The sequence below is a fragment of the Paraburkholderia denitrificans genome, from assembly GCF_042655705.1.
Taxonomy (GTDB): domain Bacteria; phylum Pseudomonadota; class Gammaproteobacteria; order Burkholderiales; family Burkholderiaceae; genus Paraburkholderia; species Paraburkholderia denitrificans.
In genome coordinates this window covers 169,699-194,816 of record NZ_JBHSMP010000016.1, presented here as the reverse complement: position 1 = coordinate 194,816, position 25,118 = coordinate 169,699, and the positions used below count along the sequence as shown (strand labels likewise).

Sequence of the window (25,118 nt, the reverse complement as noted above, 5' to 3'; positions counted from 1 at the left end):
CGGGGTGTTTCAGTCGTCACGGCTATGAGCAAGCACAAAACTCCCGTTGTCACACTCTTCGCGGGTCTCGCTGCGATGCTGGTCCCGGCATTCGCGCACGCTGAGCATCGCGACGAGCACTTCGATTGCACGTCGAATCCGCATACGTTCATCTCATCGCTGATCCACGAGAAGTCGATCGATGCGAAGCCCAGCCGGGTCGAGGAGAATTCGGTCAACGCATTCCGGCCCGCTCATGGTCGCCAGCTCCGCGCGTTCGGCTTTCCGATTTACATGGTGCTCGGCTTCGCGCACGACGACGCACTCTTTCACCACGGCTCCGGCAAAGAAATCGATTCACCGCTTTATGGCGTGGTGGTATCCGCACCGGAAGATTCGGTGCGGCTAAGGCTGAGCGAGGCCAACAGCGATGCGACGGTGCAGACCGTCGTGCCGATGCTGCTCACGGCCATAGTTTGCGGCGGCTGACACGCGCCGCATGAACTCAGGACACGCCAGGCGAGTCAGGCCGAAAAGAACGCCAGTGCACCGAGCACCACGCCCCCGGCCGCCATTCCCATCGAGGTGTAAAGCAGCCAGCGGCGGCGCGTGAGCAGCGTGATCGCCGTGAGCGCAATCGAGATCTGGATGGCCGTGGTGGCCTGCGCCCAGCGATGATGGCCGTGCATGAGCGTTTCGCTGCGCGCGTCGTCGAGCGCCACTTCGCGTTCGATGGCTTCGGCCTTCGCGCGTATCGGCTCCTTCTGCTGGCGATAACGATCGACATCGGCAGCAAAGCGGCGCTGCGCTTCGCTTGCATTCGCCGAGAGCGCCGCACCCAGTGCCGCAAGATTTTCTTTCTCGCCTTTCGCCTGGTAGTACGCCCACTGGTTCGCGGCCTCGGTCTTGCGGATCGCCGCCTCGTTCTTGTAATAGAGCGCCAGATTTTCGCTCGTCCCGCTCTGGTACGCGAAGATCGCGCCGATCGACGCGAGAATCGCCGTCATCACCGCCATACGGCCCGCGAACGAATCGGTTTCGCCATGTGCGCCGTGACCGCTGGCGGCATGTTCAACCGCGTGATCGTGCGGCCCGTGCACTTCATACTCTTCAGACATCCAGTGATTCTCCGGTAAAACACGCGGTAAGACACGCGGTAAAACGCGCGCACAGCCTCTTCGGCCACTCGATAGGTGGCGCGCACTCAGGGACGCTCAATTATGGTGAGCGCGGCCCGCTTGTCCAATTATGAGCATGCATCTTTTCAAAGCGAAAATCCAACCGCATCGAATTGAAAGCTGAATGAAGGAATAGCCCTCTACTCCCGTTCATTGAATTCGAGGATGAGAATTTGTTGCGCCGCCCAACTAACAACAACGAGCACCAACGACAACGCCCGCGCGTGTCGCCGTTTCTGGAACGGTGGCACGCGCGGGCGTGGCGTACAGCTTGCAAAGACCGAAGGCTTACCGATCGGCCGCTGCCGTGGGCAAAACTAGCCGCCTAGATAGGCGCGCTTGATGTTGTCGTTCGCTAGCAGGTTGTCCGCAGTGTCGGCGAGCACGACGTGCCCGTTCTCCAGCACATAGCCGCGATCGGCCACATGAAGCGCCTTGTTCGCGTTCTGCTCGACGAGGAACACCGTTACGCCTTCATCGCGGATCGTGCGGATGATGTCGAAGATCTGCGCGATCACGAGCGGCGCGAGACCGAGCGTGGGTTCGTCGAGCAGCAAGAGACGCGGACGGCTCATGAGCGCGCGGCCGATTGCGAGCATCTGCTGTTCGCCGCCCGACATCGTGCCGGCCCGCTGCTTCGCGCGCTGGTTCAGCCGCGGAAACAGCGTAAAGACGTGCTCGATGCCGGCCTCGATCTCGTCGTGCGATGAGAAAAAACCGCCCATCTGCAGATTTTCGAGCACCGTGAGGCTCGGGAACACGCGGCGGCCTTCCGGCGAAATCGCCATGCCGAGCCGCATGATCTCGTGCGTCGGCGTGCGCGTGATGTCCTCGCCTTCGAACGACACGCGCCCCGACGAGGCGCGCGGCGTGCCGCACACCGTCATCATGAGCGTCGTCTTGCCCGCGCCGTTGCTGCCAATCAGCGTGACGATCTCACCCTTGTTCACTTCGATCGACACGCCCGCGAGCGCTTCCACCGCGCCGTAGTGGGTATGGACCTTTTCCAGCTTCAGCATCAGTCCTCTCCGAGATACGCCTTGATCACGCGCGGGTCGTTACGCACTTCGTCGGGTTTGCCGATCATGATCGGCTTGCCGTGCTCCATCACGAGAATGCGGTCCGACACGCCCATCACAAGACTCATGTCGTGTTCGATCAGGAGCACCGAAATACCGAATTCGTTGCGCAATCCATCCACCATCTCCTGCAGTTCGATCTTCTCCTGCGGGTTCAGGCCCGCGGCGGGTTCGTCGAGCATCAAGAGGCGCGGCCGGGTAATCATGCAGCGCGCGATTTCGAGCCGACGCTGGTGACCGTACGAGAGCGTGCCCGCCTCGCGGTTCGCCACGCTCGTCAGGCCCACACGCTCAAGCCACTGCGCTGCGTGTTCGAGCGCCGCACGCTCGGCGCGGCGATACGCGGGCGTCGTGAACAGGCCGCTCAGGATGTTGCGGTTGACCTTGAGATGCTGGGCAACCATCAGGTTCTCCAGCACCGTGAGTTGCCGGAACAGACGAATATTCTGGAACGTGCGCACGAGACCGCGCCGCGCTACCTGATGGCTCGGCAGACCGGTGATCGCATGGCCCTGCAGACGAATGTCGCCCGCGGTGGGTTTATAAAAACCGCCGACGCAGTTGAACACCGTCGTCTTGCCTGCGCCGTTCGGGCCGATGATCGCGAACACTTCGTTTGCGCGCACATCGAATTCAATCCCGTCGACGGCGAGCAGGCCGCCAAAGCGCATTTGCAGGCCCGATACTTTCAACAACTGTTCTGCGCTCATCGCGGCAACTCCACATGCGGACGGCTCGCTGGCAGAAGACCCTGCGGACGCCACATCATCATCAGCACCATCACGAGGCCGAATATCAGCATCCGGTACTCGGCGAAGCCGCGCGCCACCTCCGGCAGCGCGGTCAGCAGGACCGCCGCGAGCACCACGCCCAGTTGCGAGCCCATGCCGCCGAGCACGACCACCGCGAGAATCAGCGCCGATTCGATGAACGTAAACGACTCGGGCGTGACGAGCCCCTGGCGCGCTGCAAAGAACGCTCCGGCGAGACCCGCAAACGAAGCACCAAGCGTGAATGCGGAGAGCTTCACGCGCGTCGGGTTCAGCCCGAGCGAGCGGCACGCAATCTCGTCCTCACGCAGCGCTTCCCATGCGCGGCCCATCGGCATGCGCAACAGGCGGCTCGTAACGAAAAGTGTGAACGCAACCAGCACGAGCGCGAGCAGATAAAGGAAGATCACCATGTGCTCGCCGTTGTATTCCCAGCCCATCAGCTCATGGAATGTCTTCGCGCCTTCCACGCTCGCGTGACGCGCCATTTCGATACCGAACACGGTCGGCTTCGGAATGCCCGAAATGCCGTCGGGTCCGCCGGTGATGGTCGTGAGGTTGTTCAGCAAGAGGCGAATGATTTCGCCGAAGCCGAGCGTGACGATCGCGAGATAGTCGCCGCGCAGACGCAGCACCGGAAAGCCGAGCAGGAAGCCGAACGTGGCCGATGCGAGGGCTGCGAGCGGCAGGCACTCCCAGAACGTAAGCCCGAAATACTGGTTGAGCAGCGCATACGTGTAGCCGCCGACCGCGTAAAAGCCGACGTAGCCGAGATCGAGCAGACCCGCGAAACCCACCACGATATTCAGGCCGAGGCCGAGAATCACGTAGATCAGCGCGAGCGTCGCGACGTCCACGGCGCCGCGCGAGCCGATGAAGGCGAACACGAAGCCGAACGCGAGCAGCGCCCAGATCGCCACGCGCTGCTGTTTCGCGCCGGGCGCGGGCAGCGCGGGCAGGCGCACGCCGAGCGTCGCGCGCTTGAAGAGCGGCTTGACAAGCTGAAACACGAACACAATCGCAGCGGCGATCCAGACGGGCCGCCAATGCTGGTGCAGCGCGACTTGATAGCCGTCGAGCGTGAGTTGCAGGCCGAGAATCGGCGCGGTGAGGATGATCGTCGCCAGTGCGGCGGCGAACGCGCCCTTGACGGTCTGCGAAGACGAGGCGCCGTACGCGCGTTGTGCGCCCACGGAAACAGGAACGGTTTGACTCATGACGTCCTCACACCTTTTCGACGTCCGGCTTGCCGAGCAGGCCGGTGGGACGGAACAGCAGCACGAGCACGAGCAGGCCGAACGCGACCACGTCCTTGTACTCCGCCGGCATGTAGCCCGAAGCGAAGGTTTCGACGAGGCCGAGCAGCACGCCGCCGAGCATCGCGCCCGGAATGCTGCCGATGCCGCCGAGCACTGCCGCCGTGAAAGCCTTGATGCCCGCGATAAAGCCGATATACGGATTGAGCTTGCCGATCGTGAGGCCGATCAGCACGCCGCCCACGGCGGCCAGCATCGCGCCGAGCACGAACGTGAGCGAGATCACGCGGTTCGTGTCGATGCCGAGCAGATTGGCCATCTTCATGTCTTCGGCGCAGGCGCGGCAGGCGCGGCCCATGCGCGAACGGGTGATGAAGAGCGTCAGGGCGATCATCAGCACGAGCGTCACGCCGACGATCAACATGCGCGCATACGGAATCGTCACGTCGAAGTTGCCGCCCATGTTGAATTCGAGCGCGCCGGAGATCAGTTCCTGCACCGACACATCGCGCGCGCCCTGCCCGATCTGCACGTAGTTCTGCAGGAAGATGGACATGCCGATCGCGGAGATGAGCGGCACGAGACGCGGCCCGCCGCGCAACGGCCGATACGCCACGCGTTCGACCGCGAAACCGTAGAGCCCCGTGACGAGCACCGAGACGATGAGCGCCGCGCCCAAGACGAGCGGCAACGGATAGCCCGCCGACGTGCCGATGGCCGTGAGCGTGACGAGACCCACATAGGCGCCGATCATGTAGATCTCGCCGTGAGCGAAGTTGATCATGCCGATGATGCCGTAGACCATCGTGTAGCCGATGGCGATCAGCGCATAGATCGCGCCCAGCGTAAGCCCGTTGACGAGCTGCTGGGTGAACTGCGGAAGAAAATCATTCATGCGAAAGCCTTGCGGCGACAACACCGATAAAACCGGTCAAGCCCGGATTCGAAAACGCCCCGCCCATCGCAACGAGGAGCAGGGCGTCCCGGTGACACGCCGCGATTAGTTGGCGGCGGTCTTCGTGGCGTCCTTGTGCCACGTGTAGACGACGAAGCGGAAGGCCTTCAGGTCGCCCTGCGCGTCGAATTCCACCTTGCCGATCGGCGTGTTGAACGCGTTCTTGTGCAGGTAGGCCGCAACCTTGGTCGGGTCGGTGCTCTTCGCGCCCGCGATGCCGTTGGCGATCACCTGGACCGCTGCGTACGACGGCATCTGGAACGGACCGTTGGCGTCGCGCTTTGCGTCGGTGAATGCCTTCACGAGCTTCGCGTTGGCCGGATCGGCGGAGAAGTCCGCGGGCAGCGTGACGAGCATGCCTTCCGAAGCCGGACCGGCGATCGCCGTCACGTCCTTGTTGCCCACGCCCTCGGGCCCCATGAACGTTGCCTTCACACCTTGTTCGCGCGACTGGCGCAGCAGCAGGCCCATTTCCGGGTGGTAACCGCCGAAGTAGACGAAGTCCACGCCTTGCGACTTGAGCTTCGTGACGATTGCGGAATAATCCGAATCGCCCGCGTTGATGCCTTCGAACACGACGACGGGGATGTGCGCCTTGTCGAGCGCGCCCTTCACCGAAGTTGCGATGCCCTGGCCGTACGACTGCTTGTCGTGCAGGATCGCGACCTTCTTCGGCTTGACCTTGTTGATGATGTACGCGGCAGCAGCGGGACCTTGCTGGTCGTCGCGGCCGATGGTGCGGAAGATGAACTGGCGCTTCTTGCCCTGGGTGAGCTGCGGCGCGGTGGCCGACGGCGTGACCATGACGACGCCTTCGTTCTCGTAGATATCCGAAGCGGGAATCGTCGAGCCCGAGCACACGTGGCCGATGACGTACTGGATATGCTGCGAGACGATCTTGTTCGCGACGGCGACAGCCTGCTTCGGCTCGCATGCATCGTCCATCACAACGGCTTCGAGCTTGTTGCCGTTCGCGCCGCCTGCAGCGTTGATCTGCTCGATGGCGGTCAGCGCGCCCGCCTTGACCATATCGCCGTACTGGGCGACCGGGCCGCTGAACGGACCCGCAATGGCGATTTTCACGGTGTCGGCTTGCGCATACGCACCAAAAGCGAGCAGCGCGGCAGCCACGGAGAGAGAGGTAAGGCGGGACAACGTCATCAGGTGCTCCTCGATTGTTCTGGGTCATCCGGTCAAACGGATCGACCTGCGCAAACGAACAGCACCCCAATCGAACTGCATTGGGGAACGACCTTGACGAGCCTGAGAAAAAAAGACGTGACGGGGCCCGGCAAGTATCGGCCGCGTTGTAGCGACCGAGTTCGGCGAGACTGCAAGGAATGCAGCCTGTTTTGCGCAAGCGATCCGCCTGCCCCGTTCGCTGCATTTCGTACCGAAAAGGTGTTCCGGCCTGAATCAGCGATTCGGCGGATACTATCAATAAACCATTGCAAGCGCAACTGCCTATTTTTTCAATACTGCGCGCGTGTATTTAAGCGTACATCGTTCAATTCCCACAACAAAAGTCACACACGCCGCGCGCGCACGCAGATAAACGCGGGCGACAATTCGAGTTCGTCATACAGTGCGGGCGCAACCGTCTTCATTTCCGGCGCGGGCCGCGGCTCGATCAGCCGGTCGAGCATCCAGCCGTTTTCCGTCAAGCCGTTGACGATCTCAGCGAGCGGCCGCCTGAACGCTTCGACATACGGCTTCGGTTCGCCAAATCCGCCCCAGCGCAAACCAAACCGCGTCGTCTCGAAGTAACTGCGCGAGCCGCGCGTGCGCGTGTCGATCCAGTCGCGCATCGGGTGCGCCATCGAAAAGACCAGCAGTGCACCCGGTTTCGCCACGCGATGAAATTCCGCGAAAGTCGGCGCGAGCGTTTCAACGTAGTCGAGCGCCAGCGAGCAAACGATGCGGTCGAATGTTTCATTTGCGAGCCAGGAGAGCGGCTGGCCCAGATCGCCCAACGCGATTTCGACGCCTGACCCGGCACAGCGCGCCTGCGCGAATTCGACCATCGCGGGCGTCACGTCGAAGGCGTGCACGCGCGCGCCGTCTGCAGCGAGCTTCGCGCTCAGAATGCCTGGGCCGCATCCGGCGTCGAGCACGGTATAGCCCGACACGTCGCCCAGCAGCGCCGCTGTCGCGGGCCGCTCGTACAGCGCGTTATGCGGTTTCTCCGGCACGCTTTGCGCGTAGCGGTCGGCGAACTGCGAATAGTTCGCGCGGCCTGGGAGTGCATTCTCTTCCATTGCGGAAGTCGCGGGGGGAACGGGTTTATCGGCGGACATCGTGCGTGACGCGTTTTGGCGAAAGCGCTATTTTCCCGCGTTTCGCACGCTTTGTTCCAGCCCGCGCTTCACGCAAGCGATATCCATACCGCCCGCGACGGGCGACTGCCCCATGTCGCCCGTCGCGGGCGACTGCCTCGCCGCCGATGCGCAACTGTGCGTGGACGACGACTCGCCATGACGCCGCAACACTGCAATTCCGCGCACCGGAAACTTTCAATCACCTTCCAAAGAAGCACTATTTGCAGACGAACGCGACGTCCTACGCCAAGTCCGGTTATCATCGCGCCCTTGCGCGTCGCGGGCAGCCGTGCGCGCCATCCCGGCCCCTGCGCCACCTGACGCGAACCCAGACTCACGATGTCCCACCTCCCCTTTGATGCCGTGCTCTTCGACTGCGACGGCGTGCTCGTCGACTCCGAACGCATCACGCACGTCGTGCTCGTGCAGATGCTCGGCGAACTCGGCTGGACGCTCGACATCGAGGACGCGATGCGCATTTTCGTGGGCAAGATGGTGAAGGACGAGGCCGCGCGCATCAAGGCCCATACGGGTTTCGCCATCGACGACGCCTGGCTCGAAAGCTTTCGCGCACGCCGCAACGATGCGCTCGCGCGCGATCTGGTGGAGATTCCGGGCGCCCCTGCCGCCGTGCGCGCCGTGCACGCGGCATTCGACGGACGCATCGCGGTCGCTTCGGGCGCCGACCGCCGCAAGGTCGAACTGCAGTTGCGCAAGGTGGGCCTGTTCGAGTGTTTCGAAGCGCACATCTACAGCGGCCATGAAATGCCGCGCAGCAAGCCGCATCCGGATGTCTATCTCGCCGCAGCCGCCGGCCTGCGCGTCGCGCCCGCGCGCTGCGCGGTGATTGAAGACACGGTGTCGGGCGCGCGTGCGGGTCTCGCCGCGGGCGCGACCGTCTTCGGTTACAGCCCGGGCGCGCCGGGTCACAGCAGCGCCGATGCGCTGCGCGAAGCGGGCGTCGCGCACGTTTTCACCGACATGGCGGAGCTACCTGCGCTGCTTGCGCGCGGGGGGGCCGAAGGCGCTCCGTAAGCCCGCCCAAGCTACGCTACGCAAGATACGCTGTAAAACACACGCTTCGCTCACCCAGGAAGCACACGTTGGCTGACTCGCATACCATCCGATGATGGCGTGATCAGCCTGAATAGATAGTTTGCTACCGAATCGCTCTGGCCTTTTATCCTGCCGATGTCGAATCTTCATACCTTAAGACTTTCCGTCAGCAGCACGCTCGTTCTTGCCTCGCGCAAGTGGCGGCGCACCATTCACGGCGCGCTCACGGCGTATAACGTGTCGGAAGCGTGCGCAGCGCCGCTGCTCACTGCGGGGCGGCTCGGCGAAGCTGTGCGCCAGGTCACGCTCGCCGAATACGTCGGCATCGAAGGGCCGTCGCTCGTGCGCCTGCTCGACCAGCTCTGCGCCGCGGGCCTCGTGCGCCGCGACGAAGACCCCGACGACCGCCGCGCCAAAACGATCTCGCTGACCGACGAAGGCCGTGCCGTCACCGCGAAGATGGAGCGCGATCTGCGCGCGTTGCGCGAGCGCGTGCTAAAGGGCGTGACGCGCGCCGACCTCGAAGCGACGCTGCGCGTGCTCGATGCGTTCAATGCGGCCGACACCGCGCATCACGACTGAACGGCGTCATGAACTACCCGACCTACCGCGACTGGCTGTTTTCGGTGAAGACGTTCGCCGCGTCGATGCTCGCGCTCTATCTCGCGCTCTATTTCCAGTTGCCGCGGCCGTACTGGGCGATGGCGAGCGTCTACATCGTGTCGAATCCGTTCGTCGGCGCAACGCGCTCGAAGGCGCTCTATCGCGCGCTCGGCACGGCGCTCGGCGCGGCTGCCGCCGTGCTGCTCGTGCCGCCCTTCGTCGAAATGCCGTACCTCTTCAGCGTGATCGTCGCGCTGTGGACCGGCACGCTGCTCTATCTGGCCATCTCCGACCGCACCGCGCGCAGCTACGTGTTCATGCTCGCGGGCTATACGATGCCGCTCATCGCGCTGCCCACGGTCACCAATCCGGGCACGATATTCGACGTGGCACTCGCGCGAACCGAAGAGATCACGCTCGGCATCGTCTGCGCGAGCGTGGTGGGGAGCACGGTGCTGCCGAGCCGGCTTGCACCCACGCTGATCGAGCGCGCCGACGCGTGGTTTCGCGACGCCGCGTTCTATGGCCGCGAAGCGCTCCTCGGCCACCTCGTGGGGACCGACATTTCGCAGCGCCGGCAGCGGCTTGCGAGCACGATCAACGGCCTCGAATTCCTGTTGAGCCAGTTGAGCTACGACCACACGCACCCGGAAATCCTTGCGCGCGCTGAAGCGATGCGCGGGCGCATGCAGCTCTTCCTGCCGATGATCTCCGCGCTCGCCGACCCGCTGGCCGCGCTGCGCAACCTGCACGTGCGCCCTGCCGGCCTCGATGCGTTGCTGGCCGACGCCGCGCAATGGATCACCGCGCCGCTCGCCGTGCGCGCGCGCGACATGCACGACGACGCAGGCGATCCCGTGGCCGACAGCCTGCACGCACGCATTGCCGCGTTGCAGCCCGAACGCGAATCGCTCACGGGCTGGGACGGCGCGCTGCTTTCGAATGCGCTCTGGCGGCTCGGCCAGGTGATCGACGTGTGGCAGGACTGCCGGTCGCTGCGCGCGCTCATCGCACACGAATCGGCCGTGTGGCAGCCGCGCTATCGCCACTGGCGGCTCGGCGGCACCGAGCGCTTCTTCGACCGCGGCATGATGCTGATTTCGTGCCTCGTGCCGGTGACCGCGATCATCGCAGCATGCTCGCTGTGGATCAGTTCGGGCTGGCACGACGGCGCGGCCGCCGTCGCGCTCGCGGCGGTCGCGTGCTGCTTTTTCGCGGCGCTCGACGAACCCGCGCCGATGGTGTTTCGCTTTTTCCTTTCGACCTGCGCGAGCGTCGTGTTCGCCGGGCTCTATCTGTTCGTCGTGCTGCCGCACGTCCACGATTTCGCGATGCTGATCGTGATCTTCGCGGTGCCGTTCATCCTGATCGGCACGCTGATTCCGCGCCCGCAGTTCAGCATGGTCACGATGCTCGTCGCCGTGAACACGGCCACCTTCATCAGCCTTCAGGGCGCGTACGACGCCGACTTTCTCGTGTTCCTGAACAGCAATCTCGCGGGCGTCGCGGGGCTGCTCTTCGCGTTCGTCTGGACGCGCGTGGCGCGCCCGTTCGGCGCCGAACTCGCCGCGAAGCGCTTGCTGCGTTCGAGCTGGCACGACGTGGCGCTTTCCGCCTCCTCCGCGCCGCTCGACAACCAGCGCAATCTCGCCTCGCGCATGCTCGACCGCCTGATGCAGCTGATTCCGCGTCTGGCCGCGTCGGACGAGCATCGTCATCCGTCGATCGAGAGCTTCCGCGATCTGCGCATCGCGCTCAATGCGCTCGATCTGCGCCGCTCGCGCCGCAGGCTCGGCGGCGATCTTCCCGATGCCATCGACCGCGTGCTGCTGGGCGTCAGCGCCCATTACGCGAAGTGCGCCGAAGCGAGCGCGCGCCAGGACGCGCCGCAGACGCTGCTTCACACCATCGACGACGCGCTCGGGCGCATCGCATCGCATGGCGCCGCTTCAGTTGCGCCCGAGGCGCCCGAGGCACCTGGCACGCCGGATACGCCCGCAACTCCGCCCGGCGCGAGCCGCCGCGCGAGCGCCTCGCAGCGCTGGATGAGCGACGCGCGGCATGCGCTCGTGGGCATGCGGCTGTCGCTCTTTCCGCAGCAGGGCACGAATCCGCCGCACGCCGCAGAGGTCCACGCATGAGCCCCCGTTCCACTCTTCTCCTTTCGAGCCTCGCACCATGATCGGCGAAATCGATATCTTCGGCGTATTCGTACCGGCCGTGCTCGTGCTCATGCTGATCGCGTACCTCATCAACATCGTGATCGGCAAGGTGCTCACGCGCATCGGCTTTTACCGGCTCGTCTGGCACCGCTCCATTTTCGATCTCGGCATCTATGTCTTCGTACTGGCTGCCGTCATTGTCGTTTCGCATCGTTTCATGCCCAACTAACGTGAAAAAAACCCTGTTCTCCGCAGGCCGGATCCTGCTGACGCTCGTCGTCGTCGCGATTGCCGCCGTCGTGCTGTGGCGCATCGTCAACTACTACATGTTCTCGCCCTGGACGCGCGACGGCCACGTCCGCGCCGACGTGATCCAGGTCGCGCCTGACGTGGGCGGCCTCATCACGGCAGTCGAGGTGGCCGACAACCAGCAGGTCAAGCAAGGCCAGGTGCTGTTCGTGATCGACCGGGCGCGCTACGCGCTCGCGCTGCGGCTCGCGCAGGCCACGCTCGATCAGCGCCGTACGACACTCGCGCAGGCCAGGCGCGAGTACGCGCGCAACCTGACACTCGGCAATCTCGTTGCGAGCGAAACGATCGAGGAGAGCCGCATGCGCGTCGACCAGGGCGAAGCAGCCGTTGCGGACGCACAGGTCCAGGTCGACACCGCGCGCCTGAACCTGCAGCGCACGACGATCGTGAGCCCCGTCGACGGCTATCTGAGCGACCGCGCGCCGCGCGTCGGCGAATATGTGTCGTCGGGCCGTCCGGTGCTCGCGGTCGTGGATCTGCATTCGTTCCGCGTGGACGGCTACTTCGAGGAAACGAAGCTGGGCAGCATCCATATCGGCGAGCCGGTCGACATTTCGGTGATGGGCGAGCGGCGCGTGCTGCGCGGACACGTGCAGAGCATCGTCGCCGGGATCGAGGACCGCGACCGCGCGCAGGGCCCGAATCTGCTGCCGAACGTGAATCCCGCCTTCAGCTGGGTGCGGCTCGCGCAGCGCATTCCGGTGCGCGTCGCGCTCGACGAAGTGCCCGAAGATTTCCGCATGATCGCAGGCCGTACCGCAACCGTCGCGGTGCGCACGTCCGCGAGCGATAACCAAAGCGCCGCCGCAGCCGGTGGCGCGAGCGGTGCAAGCAGCACAAGTGGCACAAGCGGCGGCGGCGGCGGCGCGGCGGCAGCCACGAACGCTTCGGGTGCTTCGGGTGCTTCGGGTGCTTCGGGTGCTTCGGGTGCTTCGGGTGCTTCGGGTGCTTCGGGCGCTTCGGGCGGGATGAATGCGAGCGCAACCAGTGCAGCCGGAGCCTCGCAATGACACGCCGTCCGCTCTGGCGCACGCTTGCGCTCGCGCCGCTTGCGCTCGCGCTCGGCGCCTGCATGAATGTCGGCCCCGATTACCGGCTGCCGAAAGACGCGCTCGTCAACGCTCCGCTCGCGCAAGGACCGATCGACGGCGTGCAGCATGCGCCCGTCGCCTCGGGCGAAGTGCCCGCCGACTGGTGGCGTCTCTACGACGACCCCGCGCTCGACGAGCTCGTGCAAGCGGCGCTGCAGTCGAACACGAGCCTGCGCGTCGCCGCCGCGAACCTCGCGCGCTCGCGCGCGGCCGTGCAGGTCGCGAACGAACAGGGCGGTTTCTCGGGCGGCGCGAGCACCGCGTTCGTGCGCGCGCAGGAATCGGCGGAACAGTACCTGCTCACGAGCAAGCTCCCGGTCGCGTACGAAGGCGATCTCGCGTTGAACGTCTCATATGAGATCGATCTGTTCGGCAAGCTGCGGCGCGGCGTGGAATCGGCGCGCGCCGACGACGAGGCCGTGCAGGCCGCCGCCGATCTCGCGCGTATCACCGTGGTCGCGGACGTCGTGCAGGCGTATGTCGAATCGTGCTCGGCCGCCGAGGAACTCGCCATCGCGCAAGAGTCGCTGAAGCTCGCGCGCGAACGCGTCGCGCTCACGAAGCGGCTGCGCGACGCGGGCCGCGGCAACCAGCCCGACGTGACGCGCGGCCTGACGCAGGCACAGACGCTCGCCGCCGACATTCCCCGCTTCGAGGCGCGCCGCCGCATCGCGCAATATCAGCTTGCGATGCTGCTCGCACGCGCGCCCGCCGACCTGCCGCCCGGCGCGCTCGCCTGCACGCACCTGCCGCAGCTCAAGCAGCCGATTCCCGTGGGCGACGGCGCAGCGCTGCTGCAGCGCAGGCCCGATGTGCGCGAGGCCGAGCGGAAACTTGCGGCGTCGACGGCGCGCATCGGCGTGGCGACGGCAGCGCTCTATCCGTCGATCAGCATCGGCGCGGGCGCGGGAACGCTCGGCATTGCGGGCGACCTGTTCACGCCGGCCACCAACCGCTGGTCGATCGGTCCGCTGATCAGCTGGTCGTTCCCGATCAACGGGCAACGTGCGCGCGTGCGCGAGGCCGAAGCCGAGACGAGCGGCGCGCTCGCGCACTTCGACGGCGTCGTGCTCAACGCGCTGCGCGAAACGCAGTCGAGCCTGGCAACCTACGCCGCCGACGACCAGCGCGCCGACGCGCTGCGCACGGCCTATGCGTCGGCACAGGAGTCCGCCGACGAAACGCACCGGCTCTACGCAGCCGGACGCGACTCTTTCCTGTCCGACCTCGACGCAACGCGCACGCTGACTTCCGTGCACGCGCAGGTCGCGGCGGCGGAAAGCCAGGTGGCACGCGATCAGGTGAAGCTGTTCCTGTCGCTTGGCGGCGGCTGGGAGAAAACGCAGGCGCAGTGATGCCGCGCTGTGATGTCGCTCTGTGACGCCGCGCTGTGACGCAGATAACGCGGACGACGTCAGCGCGCGAATGCGACCGTCACGTCGAGCGGCATGACGAGCACGATGCGCGTGCCGCCCGGCGCCGATTCGACGGTCAACGTGCCGCGAAGCCGCGCTGCGCGCGCACGCATGCTGCGCGTGCCCGCACCGCCCGGTGCGATCTCGCGCGTGTCGAAGCCGATGCCGTTATCGGTGATCGTCAGATGCAACATATTGCCTTCGCGCCGCAGCGCGACCTCTGCCTGTGAGGCCTGGCTGTGTTTGAGCACGTTGGTCAGCGCTTCCTGAATGACGCGCATGAGATCGAGCCCGCGCGCGCCTGGCAGACGGCAGCCGTCGAGCCCCTCCAGCGTCCAGCGGCACGCTACGCCCTGCTGCTCGAACAGTCGCATGAGCCGGTGCCGCAGCGAGCAGATCTGGCCGGCCAGCGCAAATTCGCCGCGCTCCTCGCTTGAAGCCGCGTCGACGATGATGCGCAGATCGTCGCGCAACTCCTTGAGAATCGAGAGAGAACGGCCCGGCGGCGGCGGCTCCGGCGCGTGTTCGAGTTCGGCGATGGCGCCGACGATCGTGCCGCCCAGGCCATCGTGCAGTTCGTGAGCGAGCCGCACGCGCTCCGAAAGCCGTGCATTGGCAACTTCCAGTTCGTACTGGCGCGTGAGCGTTTGCCAGAGTTCCGCGCGGGCCTCCGCGATCCCGCGGTTCAGGTCGTCGTTAAAACGCTCGACGCGGCGCTGCGAATCGACGAACCGCCACGCCAGCATCAACGCCATCGACACCATCTGCAACTGCGCGGCCACTGCGGCAAAGTAGATGTTGTCGTTCAGGACGCCGATGAAAGTGAGCAGATCATGTGCGCCCCCGGCGAAGAACGCCACCGCGCTCAACGCCACGATGCGCTGGTCCATGCGCCCGCGACGCCAGACAAACCACAGAAACGCGCTGCACGTCAGCAAAAAAATACCCGCCGCAGCGAGCGCGAGCGCAATGCGCGTCGTTGCAATGCTCCTGTGCGGCACGACGAGCATCGCCAACGCGCCAATCGACACCACGGCCCAGAGCGCGCGTTCGAGGCGCGGCAAGCGGCGCTCGCTATAGCGCACGATGAACATTGCGAACGCACCGCTATAGACGATCAAAGCGATGGAATTCGCGCGCTCCCAGGCGTTGTTGCTCTCGAACGGCCAGGGCGTGGTCGTCACCTCGTTGAACGCCACCCACCACCACGCGAGCGACATCACGCTGAACCAGCCATACGCCGCTTCGCCGCGCCGCATCAGCCATAGCGTAAAGAAGAAGCAGCCGAGCGTCGCAGTCACGGCAAGGCTGTATAGCTGCAGATCGCGCCGCAGGAAGCGCTCGCGCGCATAGACGGCGGCCAGCGCGTGCGGATCGCCCACTGTCACCCTGCCGAGTCCCGGCGAAAACGCCGCGAGTCCCGATACGCGCGCGATCAGCGTGTTTTCGCCCTCATGCACGAGCGGCGCGGGCAATAGCCGGTAGCGCGGCGTGTACCAGGCGCGCGTGAGCGGCTCGACGAGCGAGGTGTCGCGATCGAGCAGCGTGCCATTCAGAAAGAGCGCGCCCGCCATGTTCAGATAGTCGAGCGAGACCGCAAGCGGCGGCGCGTTCGGCGGGGCCTGCCAGGTGAGCCGGTACCACACGACGCCGTCGAAGCCGGGCCAGCGCCTCGCCCAGCCGTCGGGCAGCGTCACGTCGACCCAGCCCGTTGCGGGCGGCTGCGCGGCGTGCCAGTCGCTGCGCGCGGCTTCGATGCGCGTGAACGCGAGTATGCCTGTGGAGATATCGACGGGTGAGGAAGGCGCGGCAGCCGCTGCGCCGAGATGCAAAAGACAGAGCGCCCCGATCAGGGCAACAAACCATGCGTGCGCGCCTCGAAAACCGCTTGCGTGCGCGAATTGACCGCCAGCTTCTTGTAGATATTCTTGATGTGGCATTCGACCGTCAACCTGGACAAGGTCAGCACTTCCGATATCTCACGGTTGGTCAGCCCTTTTCCGACCAGCGCAAGAATCTCGATCTCCCGTGGACTCAGCGACTTCGCGAGCGGCGCTGTCTGCGCGCCGCTCTTCATTCTGGTGGCCGGCCCCGCTCCGGCCATGTCGAGAATCCGCCTCGCGACAAACGGATCGATTGGCGCGCCGCCGCGCAATGCGCTGCGGATCGACAACGCAATCTCGATATCGTCGCGTTCCTTGAGCAGATACCCCGTTGCCCCGGCTTCCAGCGCCGTGACGATGATCTGCTCGGTACTCCACGCCGAGATTACCAGAACCGGCAATGCCCGATCACGCGTATAAAGGTCGCGGACGAGGTCGATCCCGTTGCCGTCGGGCAGCCCGATATCGGCCAGCACCATCGCGAACGGCTGCTCGGCGAGCAGCGCCTGTGCGGCGCGTATGCCGCCCGCATACATCATGGCGTCGGCCTGATAGCCGAGGCTCGCGAGGATGGTGCCGAGGCGGCGCTGCATCAACGGGTCGTCTTCGACGATCAGAAGCGGACCGGGCAGTACCGATTCATGCGTTTCGGGAAGCGGTAGATTCATGGGCGAAGGCAAAAGAACCGCGAAAAAGGCCGCAACACGCGGTGTGGAACGCCAGCCGCGGAATCTGCTTGCGCGGACAACCGTTAGCTTCGCACAATTGCACGTGCCGGAGTGTTGCCCGCGCACCCACACACGGACGCCGGCCCTACCTGATTCCAGGTATTGCGGCACGCATGCACAGCGGATCAAATACGCTGGCACGCAGGAAAACGAGAATAAAGCGCGTTGCGGACGCCGCGCCGCACGCAGACCAAACGCTTTACTGGCCACGGGGACGGCAAACGGATGCACCGGGCATTAAACCCGCATCGGTTCGCCCGCCAGCCACAACATCATGGACCACGCCAAAAAAAACCGGCGCTCGATGAGCGCGGCCGGGTGCGACGATCAATACGGACTGGAACTGGCACGCGGAAGCTCATACATCGCGAGCACACTCACACCGCAAAGCCACGCGACCGCAATCGCCGAAGTGGTCGACGGGTTCGTGGCCCAGTACGGCGCCGTCGATCTTGCGATCTTTCTTGAGGTACTCGCCGACCGCCTCGACAAGCGCGGCGCCCACGAAGCCGCCGAAGCCGTGACGCACGCGGCAGAGCGCGCCGCGCGGCGGCGCTAGCGCCGCTGCCACACATCGAAAAGCTACACATCGAACTTTAGTGGCCGCCGAAATTATCCCGCGGCGAGAAGCCGATGACCGCGCCATCATGCGGAGCGCCTGCCTGTGACGTGCCGCCCGTCGCCGCGCCGTAGCCGCTCGCCTGTACGCCGGTTTCGGCGTTGACGCGCGCTTCCGCCGCCTGAATGTCCCTCGGATAGTACTCATCCTTTGCGCTCGGACGGTAACCGGCCTTTTCCAGCTGGACCAGTTCGTTGCGAACCTGAGCGCGCGTGACCGGCCCATTGGTGGATTGCGCCTGCGCAAAAGAAACGGCCGGCATTGCAAGCACGGTAGCGAGCGCAACAGCCTTGATGAGCGAGTTCATGCAAATACCTCCAAAAAATCCAGATACCGGTGCAGTGCTTTTCTGCATCCGTTGAACAAAGTTTAGGGAGGTAACGCGCCCGGATAAATGCGAGCCCCGCGAGGACACTGTTAGCTCAGGCCGTAGAATCGCGCGCCATTGCAATCCGGCAGTCACGCGGGCGCGCGCTAAAACGCGGGTGCGGCATCATGTACCATACGTCGCCTGACGAAGGCGCGGGCACGAATGACTGCACAGCCACCACTGCGAGCGCGCCAGCGTAGATCAATGCAATAGAGCGACCCCGGATTGGAGAAACAAGTATGAAAGTTGCAGTCATGGGCGCGGGCGCGGTGGGCTGCTATTACGGCGGCATGCTGGCGCGCGCGGGACACGATGTCGTGCTGATCGGCCGTGCGCAGCACGTGGACGTCATCGAACACGAAGGCCTGCGCCTCGAGACCCAGCAGTTCGACGAACGCGTTGGCCCCCCGCACCTTACCGGCAGCACGGACCCCGCCGCCGTTGCCGGCGCGCAACTCGTGCTGTTCTGCGTGAAGTCGACCGACACCGAAAGCGCAGGCGCTTCCATCAAGCCCCATCTCGCCGCCGATGCGCTCGTGCTCACGCTGCAAAATGGCGTCGACAACGCCGAGCGCCTGCGCGGCGTGCTGGCTCAGGACGTGGCGGCAGCGGTGGTTTACGTCGCCACCGAAATGGCCGGCCCCGGTCACGTGCGCCATCACGGACGCGGCGAACTCGTGATCGAGCCTTCGCCACACAGCGAGGCCGTCGCGCAAACGCTGGCCGCCGCACAGATTCCCGTCGAGATTTCCGATAACGTGCGCGGTGCGCTGTGGGCCAAGTTGATCCTCAACTGCGCGTACAACGCGCTTTCGGCAATTTCGCAGCTGCCTTATGGGCGGCTCGTCGAGGGCGAAGGCGTGCGCGATTCGATGCGCGACGTGGTGGCCGAATGTGTCGCGCTCGCGCAAGCCGATGACGTCGAATTGCCGCCCGACATCGACGTTGCCGTGCGTCGCATTGCGGAAACCATGCCGGGGCAATACTCATCCACCGCGCAGGATCTTGCGCGCGGCAAGCGCAGCGAAATCGACCACCTCAACGGATTCGTCGTACGGCGCGGCACGGCGCTCGGCGTGCCCACGCCCGCAAACCGGCTGCTCCACACACTCGTGCGCCTCATCGAGGACAAGGCGCACGACGCCGTTTGATTCCAGCGGCGCGGGAAGCGCGGCGAATTGCAGTAAATTGCAATGAAGCGCGGGGAATTGCGTTCCCGCGCGTGAAGCCCCCGTCCATCGATTCAGGAGATATCGCCATGGCCAAACTCGTCGTGCTCTACAAAACACCTGCGGATTCCGCCGCATTCGACGCCTACTACATGACGAAGCATGTGCCGCTCGCGAAGCAGATCCCCGGGCTCGCGCGCTACGAGATCAGCACGGGCCCGGTGACGACACCGCAAGGCCCCTCGTCGTACCACCTCGCAGCGGTGCTGGAGTTCGACAGCTTCGAAGCCCTGGGTGCCGGTCTTGGCTCGCCCGAAGGCCAGGCGGCGGCGCGCGACGTCGGCAACTTCGCGGACGCGGGCGCCGACCTCCTGCTGTTCGATACGAAAGAGGTCTAGCAACGTTGGCGCATTAGCGCTCGAAGACGAGCAACGTGGACGTGGCCGTTGCATAGACCTTGCCGGCCTTGTCGGTGATCGTGGCTTCTGTGAAGGCTGTGCGGCAGCCAATCGTGATCACGCGGCCTTCCGCGCGCACCGGCCCGGTATCGACCGTCATTGCACGGTGATACGACACTTTCAGTTCGAGCGTCGTGTAGCCCTGTGTCGCGCCGAGCCGCGAATGTCCCGCGCAACCGCATGCGGAGTCGAGCAGCGTGGCAGCGTAGCCGCCATGCACCGTACCGATGGGGTTATAGGCGTGCAGCCGCGGCGTGCCTTCGAATATGACACGCCCGGCTTCGACTTCGACGAGATGGAAGTCGAGCGTGTCGCCAATCGGCGTGCGCCCGCCATGCTGGATCATGTGCTGCAACTGTTCGAGCCCGGTCAGGCCGGACGGCAATTCTGCTACGAGATTCATTGAAACCGGAACACGTTTGATGCGTGCGCATCGAACCAGCGGATCAACCCGCCCGCCGCGCCGTTCCGTTGCCGTTCAGTCGCCGTTCCGTTGCCGTTCAATCACCGTCAGCCAGCCGAAGACCGCAAAAGGTAAAATCCAGCGATTCCGTCTGCGCGAGCCGTAAAAGCCGCACCGTTGAAGCCATGAATCCGAGCGAATTTGCCGAACTTCCCGCCACCGCGACGCATGGCGCCCTTTCCATCGAATACCGCTGGATCGGCGTCGAACGCGCCGACGCGCCGCTCGCCGTCTTTCTGCACGAAGGGCTCGGCTCGATCGCGATGTGGAAAGACTGGCCACAGGCGCTTTGCGAGCGGCTCGGCATGCGCGGGCTCGTCTGGTCGCGCCCCGGATATGGGCGCTCGACGCCGCGTCCGCCCGATGTGAAGTGGCCCGTCGACTATCTGTCGCAGCAGGCGCGCGACGTCCTGCCCGCACTGCTCGATACGCTCGGCGTGAGCGCTGCGCAGCGCGAACGCATGTGGCTGATCGGCCATAGCGACGGCGGGACAATCGCGCTGCTTTACGCCGCGTTTTTCCCGCGCGCGCTCGGCGCAGCCGTGGTGATCGCGCCGCACGTTTTCGTCGAGGACGTCTCGATCCAGGGTATCGCCGAAACGAAATTTGCGTACGCAACGACAAGCTTTCGCGACCGGCTTGCGCGCTATCACGACGATGTCGATTCGGCGTTTTTCGGCTGGAGCGATATCTGGCTGAGTCCGGCTTTCCGCTCGTGGAATATCGTCGCTCAGCTCGGCACGATCCGCGCGCCGCTGCTCGCGGTGCAGGCAATCGACGACCACTACGGCACGTTGGCGCAGATCGATGCCATTGGTGACGCAGTGCGGCATGCACGTGTACACGCGCTCGCGCAAGGCGGCCACTCGCCGCAGCGCGATGCCCCGGAAGCGCTTGACGACGCCATTGCGCAATTCGTGCTCGAACAGCAGCAACGCGCGATTTCAGCCTGAAACCGCGTACAGAAACCGTCACCTGAAGCGACGCCGGAAACGCGCGCGACGGGTTGACGTTTCCGCCATTCATGCACGGTGAATCGAGCGCGGAACATCAGCGCAAACATCGGGGCTAATCTCAGGGCGGCGAAATGCCGTAAACACTGGGTAAGCACGATGCATTGGTGATATTGTCTGCACTGGCTGGCGCCCGCGTGTGACGCAGCGCCCATCATCTGGCGGCGCACGCGCGCCGGTTTCAACCATGAGCGAATCGACCCAGATGGATGCACCGAGAACTTCGCAGCGCACGTGGATGCGGCGCACAGCGGCGTCGATACGCCCGCGCATTCGGCAAGCCTTCGCGCCCGCGGTGCGCAACCTGCAGTATGCAAAACGAAGATTGCAGCCGTTCGCGCTGGTGGCGGTAATCGGCTTCCCGCTTTACTACTACGTCTGGAAAGTCCTCTTCCCGCAGCCGTACGAGAATCTCCCGCTGCGCCTCCTCGGCTCCGCGCTGTTCCTGCCCGTGATCGCGTTTGACCGGTGGCCCGCCGCCGCGAAGAAACTGCTGCCTTGGTACTGGTACAGCGTCACCCTCTTTGCGCTGCCGTTCTTCTTCACCTTCATGCTGCTCAAGAACAACGGCAATCAGGTGTGGGTGGAAAGCGCACTGATCGCGGCGTTCGTGATGGTGCTGATTCACGACTGGCTCATGCTCGTGCTGCAGTTCGTGGTCGGCATCGGCCTCGCCATGCTCGCCTATAGCCTGACCAGCCACCCCGTCAACTTTGGCGCGAATTACCTCACCCACCTCACGATCTTTTCGTTCGCCGTGGCGATCGGCGCGGCGGCGAACTACGATCAGGAGCGCATCCAGGTCGAACAGGAGCGTGCCATGCTCGCCACCGCGGGCAGCGTGGCGCACGAACTGCGCACGCCGCTCGTGGCGATCCGCGTGGGCGCCGCAGGCCTCATGCGCTTCCTGCCCGGCCTCCTCGAAACGTACCTGCTCGCGCAGCGCCATCTCTTGCCCGTGCCGCGCATCCGCACGGCGCATCTGCGCTCGCTCCAGGGCGTGGTGGGCCGCATCGAACAGGAAGCGCTTTATTCAAACGCGATCATCGACATGCTGCTTGCCACCGCGCGCTTCACGGGCGGAAACATGCAAAACGCAACGTTGTGTTCAATCGCGAATTGCGTGGAAACGGCGCTTTCGCGCTATCCGTTTAGAGAGGGCGACCGGCGCCGCGTGCAGTGCAATCTGCGCCCCGATTTCTCGTTTCGCGGCTCGGAAATGCTGACCGTCCACGTTCTTTTTAATTTGTTGAAAAACGCGTTCCGCCATATGGGCGGTATTGACGATGCATATATTTCCATTCGCCTCGAAACAGGGCCACGTGCAAATCGGTTGATTTTTAGCGATACCGGCTCAGGAATTGCGCCAGATATCTTGCCGCATATCTTCACACGCTTTTATACTTCGACAACCGCCACCGACGATGTCTCGCTCGGAGCAGGAATTGGACTCGCCTTTTGCTACGACGTCATGCAAGCAATCGGAGGAGCCATTACCTGTTCTTCGGTGCGAGGCGAGTACACCGAGTTCGTTTTGACTTTCCCAGCGCCATGATGAAAGCCATCAAGCCGTTCGCGTACCCGACCACCGTCGCCTTTGTCGACGACAGCGCGTCATTTTTGTCGAACCTGAGCCTGCAGCTCGATCCGCGGCTGGCATTCCGGATGTTCAGTTCATCCACTCAGGCACTGAAGTTCCTGAATGAGCGCCCCGCGCACGAACAGGGCACCGAACTCATCTTCAGTCCATATCACGACCGCACCGAGGAAAACGACGCTCAACAGGTCGTCGCCATGCGCGTGGATGCGATCCGCAGTCTCGTGCACGAACCCGCCCGCTTCGATTCGGTTTCGGTCGTGGTGGTCGATTACGACATGCCCGAACCGAACGGACTGGATTTCTGCCGCCGTATCGCCAACCCCGCCGTGAAGAAAATCATGCTCACCGGCAAAGCCGATGAACACGTGGCGGTACGCAGTTTCAACGAAGGCATCATCGACCGCTTTATCCGCAAGCATGAGGTCGACGCCGTCGAAACACTGAACCACGCGATCCGCGATATGCAGGATGCGTACCTCGACTGGGCGGGCGCATCCGTGCGCGACGCGCTCTCGGTCGCCGAATATGGATTCCTGAAGGACAGCGCACTCGCGGCGCACGTCAGCGGCCTCTTTGAAAGCCTCGGCATCGTCGAGCACTATCTTTCGTATCAGCCCCACGGGCTCTTGATGTTCGACGAAGCGGGCACGGCGTACCTGCTGGTGATCCACACGGACGAGACGCTGCGCGGCGTGCGTGAGATCGCCGTCGAGCAAGGCGCGCCGTCGAGCTTCTTCGAGGAGCTCGACAGCCACCGCAAGCTGCCCTATTTCTGGCAAACCGAGGGCCACTACCCGTCTCAATGCGAAGAGTGGCAACCCTACATGCACCCGGCTTCGGTTTTTCAGGGCGAGCGCCGCTATATCTACACGGTCATCAAGCAGCCGGCCGGGCTGGCGCTCGATGCAATCCTCCCCTACGAAACGTATCTGCGCGAACTGGACGGCGAAGTCCCGGCGGCGTGAGACGCGCATCGCGCGGCCTCACGCCGCGCCTTCATCAAGCCGTCGCACGCTCTGCGACAGGTTGCACCTGACGCACCCCGGCGCGGGCCGCGCCGCGCCCAGCCGCGCGCCGCGTGGACGGCCAGTTCCACATGTCCACCTCGCCGCGCATCTCGTCGCACGCATCGATGAAGCGTTCCAGTTCCTGATCGGTCAGCGCCGCATTCACCGAAATCCGCACAAGCGAGCGGTTCTGCGCCGTCGCGGGTGCGCAAAACACCGAGCCGAAGATGCCGCGTGCTTCGAGCGCGTCGCGCAGCACGATGGTCCGCTGCTCAGGGCCCGCTTCCAGCGCGATGATCTGCGTCTCGCTGCCGTTGAGGTTGTAGCCGAGTTCAGTGAGCCGCACGCGCAGGTAGCGTGCGTTCGCGGCAAGCCGCATGCGGCGCCAGTCTTCCCGTTCGATCACGTCGAGCGTGGCCGCGAGCCCCGCCACTTCGTGCGGCAACAACGTCGAACTGAAAATCGCGGGCAACGCCTCGAATTTGAAGTACTCCTGAAAGCGACGCGAACAACTAATAAAGCCCGCGCGGCCTGCAAACGCCTTGGCGAGGCTCGCCGTGCGGAAATGGACGCGATCGGTCAGGCCCAGCTCGACAACGAGCCCAGCGCCGTGCGGCCCGTGCGTGCCGAGCGAATGCGATTCGTCGACGACGAGCACGCAATCGTGTTCCGCGCAAACATCGGCAATGGCGGCGAGCGGCGCCACACTGCCATTCGTGCTGTACACCGAATCGACGATCACGACGCCCGGACCATTGCGCTCGATGCGTTGTTCGAGGTGATCGACGTCGTTATGCAGGAAACTGATTGCGCGCGCACCGGCACTGCGAATGCCCTCCCAAAGCGACATGTGCGCCATCATGTCGACGTAGATCGGCGTCTGTGCGTCGGCAATCGACTGGATCAGCCCCGTATTGGCCGCGAATCCCGACTGGCACAGCACGCCGGCTTCCGCGCCCATATAGGCGGCGAACCGGTCTTCCAGCTGCAGTTGCGGACACGCGTCGCCGTGCAGGAAAATACCGGACATCAGCAGACCATTGCCCTCGGCGCGGATATTCGCGCACACCGCGTCGAGAATCTCGGGATGGCGCGCAATTGAAAGATAGTCGTTGCTCGACAGATGTAATGCATCGTTTCCCGGCTCGCGCCCCATCATGATGTGCCCGCCTGCCCAGTGCTCCTGCACCCGCTCCCGGTAATAGCGGTCGACACGCGCTGCGAGAATGGCCGGCAATGCCGCGTCGTTGTTTTGGGCGCTGCGCCAGTTGCTGCGAAGTTTCATTTGATGCTCCTCGTGGTTAAAGGCCGCCCTCCGGGTAATTCGCCCCGTTAGCGATACCTGGGAATGGCTGGCCGGAAAAATGCCCGTGCGACTACGCCATGCACGATCGGCATGCCGCTGACGTCATGATCTCGGGCAGATAGAAAAGGTTGAGGCGATGACCGACGAACACGGTCATCAGGATGCAGAGCAGACGGGGGCAATGTGTGCGGCAGCAATGCGCAGGTGTGCGCAAGACCGCACTGCCGCTTCATAGGGCCTTCCCGGCCACGCAAAAACGGCGCTGATCTGGTTTGCGGCCTTTGGCCACCATCAATGGACGCCCCGACACCCGCACGACTTCCGCCTC

Annotated in this window: 25 protein-coding genes; 13 read left to right on the top strand and 12 right to left on the bottom strand. The window is 64.4% G+C overall.

The window, feature by feature from the left end; genetic code table 11:
- The first annotated feature begins 24 nt into the window (after positions 1 to 24).
- Positions 25 to 468, top strand: coding sequence for a hypothetical protein (locus ACFPTO_RS13840; RefSeq protein WP_377711903.1), 444 nt, complete (start codon positions 25 to 27; stop codon positions 466 to 468).
- 35 nt (positions 469 to 503) lie between these two features.
- On the opposite strand, the gene ACFPTO_RS13835 is transcribed toward ACFPTO_RS13840, so the two are convergent.
- From ACFPTO_RS13835 to ACFPTO_RS13805, 7 genes are all read right to left on the bottom strand, one after another.
- On the bottom strand, positions 504 to 1,097 hold the full coding sequence (locus tag ACFPTO_RS13835) for a DUF4337 domain-containing protein (protein WP_377711902.1): 594 nt from the start codon (positions 1,095 to 1,097) through the stop codon (positions 504 to 506).
- Between the two features lie 377 nt (positions 1,098 to 1,474).
- Complete coding sequence (locus ACFPTO_RS13830) at positions 1,475 to 2,176, bottom strand: ABC transporter ATP-binding protein (protein ID WP_377711901.1); 702 nt, start codon at positions 2,174 to 2,176, stop codon at positions 1,475 to 1,477.
- Positions 2,176 to 2,946 carry a high-affinity branched-chain amino acid ABC transporter ATP-binding protein LivG gene (livG, locus tag ACFPTO_RS13825; protein ID WP_377711900.1) on the bottom strand — a complete coding sequence of 257 codons (771 nt, stop codon included), beginning with the start codon at positions 2,944 to 2,946 and terminating at the stop codon, positions 2,176 to 2,178. Before livG ends, ACFPTO_RS13830 begins: the two co-directional genes overlap by 1 nt.
- Complete coding sequence (locus ACFPTO_RS13820) at positions 2,943 to 4,223, bottom strand: high-affinity branched-chain amino acid ABC transporter permease LivM (RefSeq protein ID WP_377711899.1); 1,281 nt, start codon at positions 4,221 to 4,223, stop codon at positions 2,943 to 2,945. Before ACFPTO_RS13820 ends, livG begins: the two co-directional genes overlap by 4 nt.
- A 7-nt stretch (positions 4,224 to 4,230) precedes the next feature.
- Positions 4,231 to 5,157: a high-affinity branched-chain amino acid ABC transporter permease LivH gene (gene livH / locus ACFPTO_RS13815; RefSeq protein ID WP_377711898.1), complete on the bottom strand. Its 927-nt coding sequence runs from the start codon at positions 5,155 to 5,157 to the stop codon at positions 4,231 to 4,233.
- 105 nt (positions 5,158 to 5,262) lie between these two features.
- Positions 5,263 to 6,378, bottom strand: coding sequence for a branched-chain amino acid ABC transporter substrate-binding protein (locus tag ACFPTO_RS13810; protein ID WP_377711897.1), 1,116 nt, complete (start codon positions 6,376 to 6,378; stop codon positions 5,263 to 5,265).
- A 365-nt stretch (positions 6,379 to 6,743) separates the two neighbouring features.
- Positions 6,744 to 7,475, bottom strand: coding sequence for a class I SAM-dependent DNA methyltransferase (locus ACFPTO_RS13805; RefSeq protein WP_377711896.1), 732 nt, complete (start codon positions 7,473 to 7,475; stop codon positions 6,744 to 6,746).
- A 399-nt stretch (positions 7,476 to 7,874) separates the two neighbouring features.
- Between ACFPTO_RS13805 and ACFPTO_RS13800 the strand changes: the two genes are divergently transcribed.
- The 6 genes from ACFPTO_RS13800 to ACFPTO_RS13775 all read left to right on the top strand — a co-directional run bounded on the left by ACFPTO_RS13800 (position 7,875) and on the right by ACFPTO_RS13775 (position 14,114).
- Positions 7,875 to 8,570, top strand: a complete 696-nt coding sequence (locus ACFPTO_RS13800; RefSeq protein WP_377711895.1) for an HAD family hydrolase — start codon at positions 7,875 to 7,877, stop codon at positions 8,568 to 8,570.
- Positions 8,571 to 8,726: 156 nt separating this feature from the next.
- Positions 8,727 to 9,173, top strand: a complete 447-nt coding sequence (locus ACFPTO_RS13795) for a MarR family winged helix-turn-helix transcriptional regulator (protein ID WP_377711894.1) — start codon at positions 8,727 to 8,729, stop codon at positions 9,171 to 9,173.
- 8 nt (positions 9,174 to 9,181) lie between these two features.
- Entirely contained in the window at positions 9,182 to 11,335 is a 2,154-nt protein-coding gene (locus ACFPTO_RS13790; RefSeq protein WP_377711893.1) for an FUSC family protein, read from the top strand.
- A 37-nt stretch (positions 11,336 to 11,372) separates the two neighbouring features.
- Complete coding sequence (locus ACFPTO_RS13785; RefSeq protein WP_293042997.1) at positions 11,373 to 11,585, top strand: DUF1656 domain-containing protein; 213 nt, start codon at positions 11,373 to 11,375, stop codon at positions 11,583 to 11,585.
- Position 11,586: 1 nt separating this feature from the next.
- Entirely contained in the window at positions 11,587 to 12,678 is a 1,092-nt protein-coding gene (locus ACFPTO_RS13780; protein WP_377711892.1) for an efflux RND transporter periplasmic adaptor subunit, read from the top strand.
- A complete protein-coding gene (locus tag ACFPTO_RS13775) occupies positions 12,675 to 14,114 on the top strand; it encodes an efflux transporter outer membrane subunit (protein ID WP_377711891.1) in 1,440 nt (479 codons plus the stop codon). Before ACFPTO_RS13780 ends, ACFPTO_RS13775 begins: the two co-directional genes overlap by 4 nt.
- A gap of 59 nt (positions 14,115 to 14,173) precedes the next feature.
- Here the strand turns inward: ACFPTO_RS13775 and ACFPTO_RS13770 are convergent, their stop codons facing one another.
- Complete coding sequence (locus ACFPTO_RS13770) at positions 14,174 to 16,006, bottom strand: sensor histidine kinase (protein ID WP_377711890.1); 1,833 nt, start codon at positions 16,004 to 16,006, stop codon at positions 14,174 to 14,176.
- Between the two features lie 17 nt (positions 16,007 to 16,023).
- Positions 16,024 to 16,725, bottom strand: a complete 702-nt coding sequence (locus tag ACFPTO_RS13765) for a response regulator transcription factor (RefSeq protein WP_377711889.1) — start codon at positions 16,723 to 16,725, stop codon at positions 16,024 to 16,026.
- Positions 16,726 to 17,059: 334 nt separating this feature from the next.
- Here ACFPTO_RS13765 and ACFPTO_RS13760 point away from each other — a divergent pair, with 334 nt between their 5' ends.
- Positions 17,060 to 17,344, top strand: a complete 285-nt coding sequence (locus ACFPTO_RS13760; protein WP_377711888.1) for a hypothetical protein — start codon at positions 17,060 to 17,062, stop codon at positions 17,342 to 17,344.
- 37 nt (positions 17,345 to 17,381) lie between these two features.
- Here the strand turns inward: ACFPTO_RS13760 and ACFPTO_RS13755 are convergent, their stop codons facing one another.
- Positions 17,382 to 17,711 carry a DUF4148 domain-containing protein gene (locus ACFPTO_RS13755; protein ID WP_377711887.1) on the bottom strand — a complete coding sequence of 110 codons (330 nt, stop codon included), beginning with the start codon at positions 17,709 to 17,711 and terminating at the stop codon, positions 17,382 to 17,384.
- 302 nt (positions 17,712 to 18,013) lie between these two features.
- Here ACFPTO_RS13755 and ACFPTO_RS13750 point away from each other — a divergent pair, with 302 nt between their 5' ends.
- Positions 18,014 to 18,925, top strand: a complete 912-nt coding sequence (locus tag ACFPTO_RS13750; RefSeq protein WP_377711886.1) for a ketopantoate reductase family protein — start codon at positions 18,014 to 18,016, stop codon at positions 18,923 to 18,925.
- 107 nt (positions 18,926 to 19,032) lie between these two features.
- Entirely contained in the window at positions 19,033 to 19,341 is a 309-nt protein-coding gene (locus ACFPTO_RS13745; RefSeq protein WP_377711885.1) for an EthD family reductase, read from the top strand.
- A 13-nt stretch (positions 19,342 to 19,354) separates the two neighbouring features.
- On the opposite strand, the gene ACFPTO_RS13740 is transcribed toward ACFPTO_RS13745, so the two are convergent.
- Positions 19,355 to 19,804 (bottom strand): PaaI family thioesterase, encoded by a 450-nt coding sequence (locus ACFPTO_RS13740; protein ID WP_377711884.1) that lies wholly within the window; start codon positions 19,802 to 19,804, stop codon positions 19,355 to 19,357.
- Between the two features lie 185 nt (positions 19,805 to 19,989).
- Here ACFPTO_RS13740 and ACFPTO_RS13735 point away from each other — a divergent pair, with 185 nt between their 5' ends.
- The 3 genes from ACFPTO_RS13735 (at position 19,990) to ACFPTO_RS13725 (ending at position 23,442) form a co-directional block, all read left to right on the top strand.
- On the top strand, positions 19,990 to 20,817 hold the full coding sequence (locus ACFPTO_RS13735; protein WP_377711883.1) for an alpha/beta fold hydrolase: 828 nt from the start codon (positions 19,990 to 19,992) through the stop codon (positions 20,815 to 20,817).
- A gap of 247 nt (positions 20,818 to 21,064) precedes the next feature.
- Positions 21,065 to 22,432 (top strand): sensor histidine kinase, encoded by a 1,368-nt coding sequence (locus ACFPTO_RS13730; protein WP_377711882.1) that lies wholly within the window; start codon positions 21,065 to 21,067, stop codon positions 22,430 to 22,432.
- Positions 22,429 to 23,442, top strand: a complete 1,014-nt coding sequence (locus ACFPTO_RS13725) for a response regulator (protein ID WP_377711881.1) — start codon at positions 22,429 to 22,431, stop codon at positions 23,440 to 23,442. The genes ACFPTO_RS13730 and ACFPTO_RS13725 overlap by 4 nt, the downstream gene beginning before the upstream one ends.
- Positions 23,443 to 23,476: 34 nt before the next feature.
- On the opposite strand, the gene cqsA is transcribed toward ACFPTO_RS13725, so the two are convergent.
- The gene (cqsA, locus tag ACFPTO_RS13720) at positions 23,477 to 24,769 is read right to left on the bottom strand and encodes an alpha-hydroxyketone-type quorum-sensing autoinducer synthase (RefSeq protein WP_377711880.1); all 1,293 of its coding nucleotides are present in this window, start codon (positions 24,767 to 24,769) and stop codon (positions 23,477 to 23,479) included.
- Positions 24,770 to 25,118: the final 349 nt, after the last annotated feature.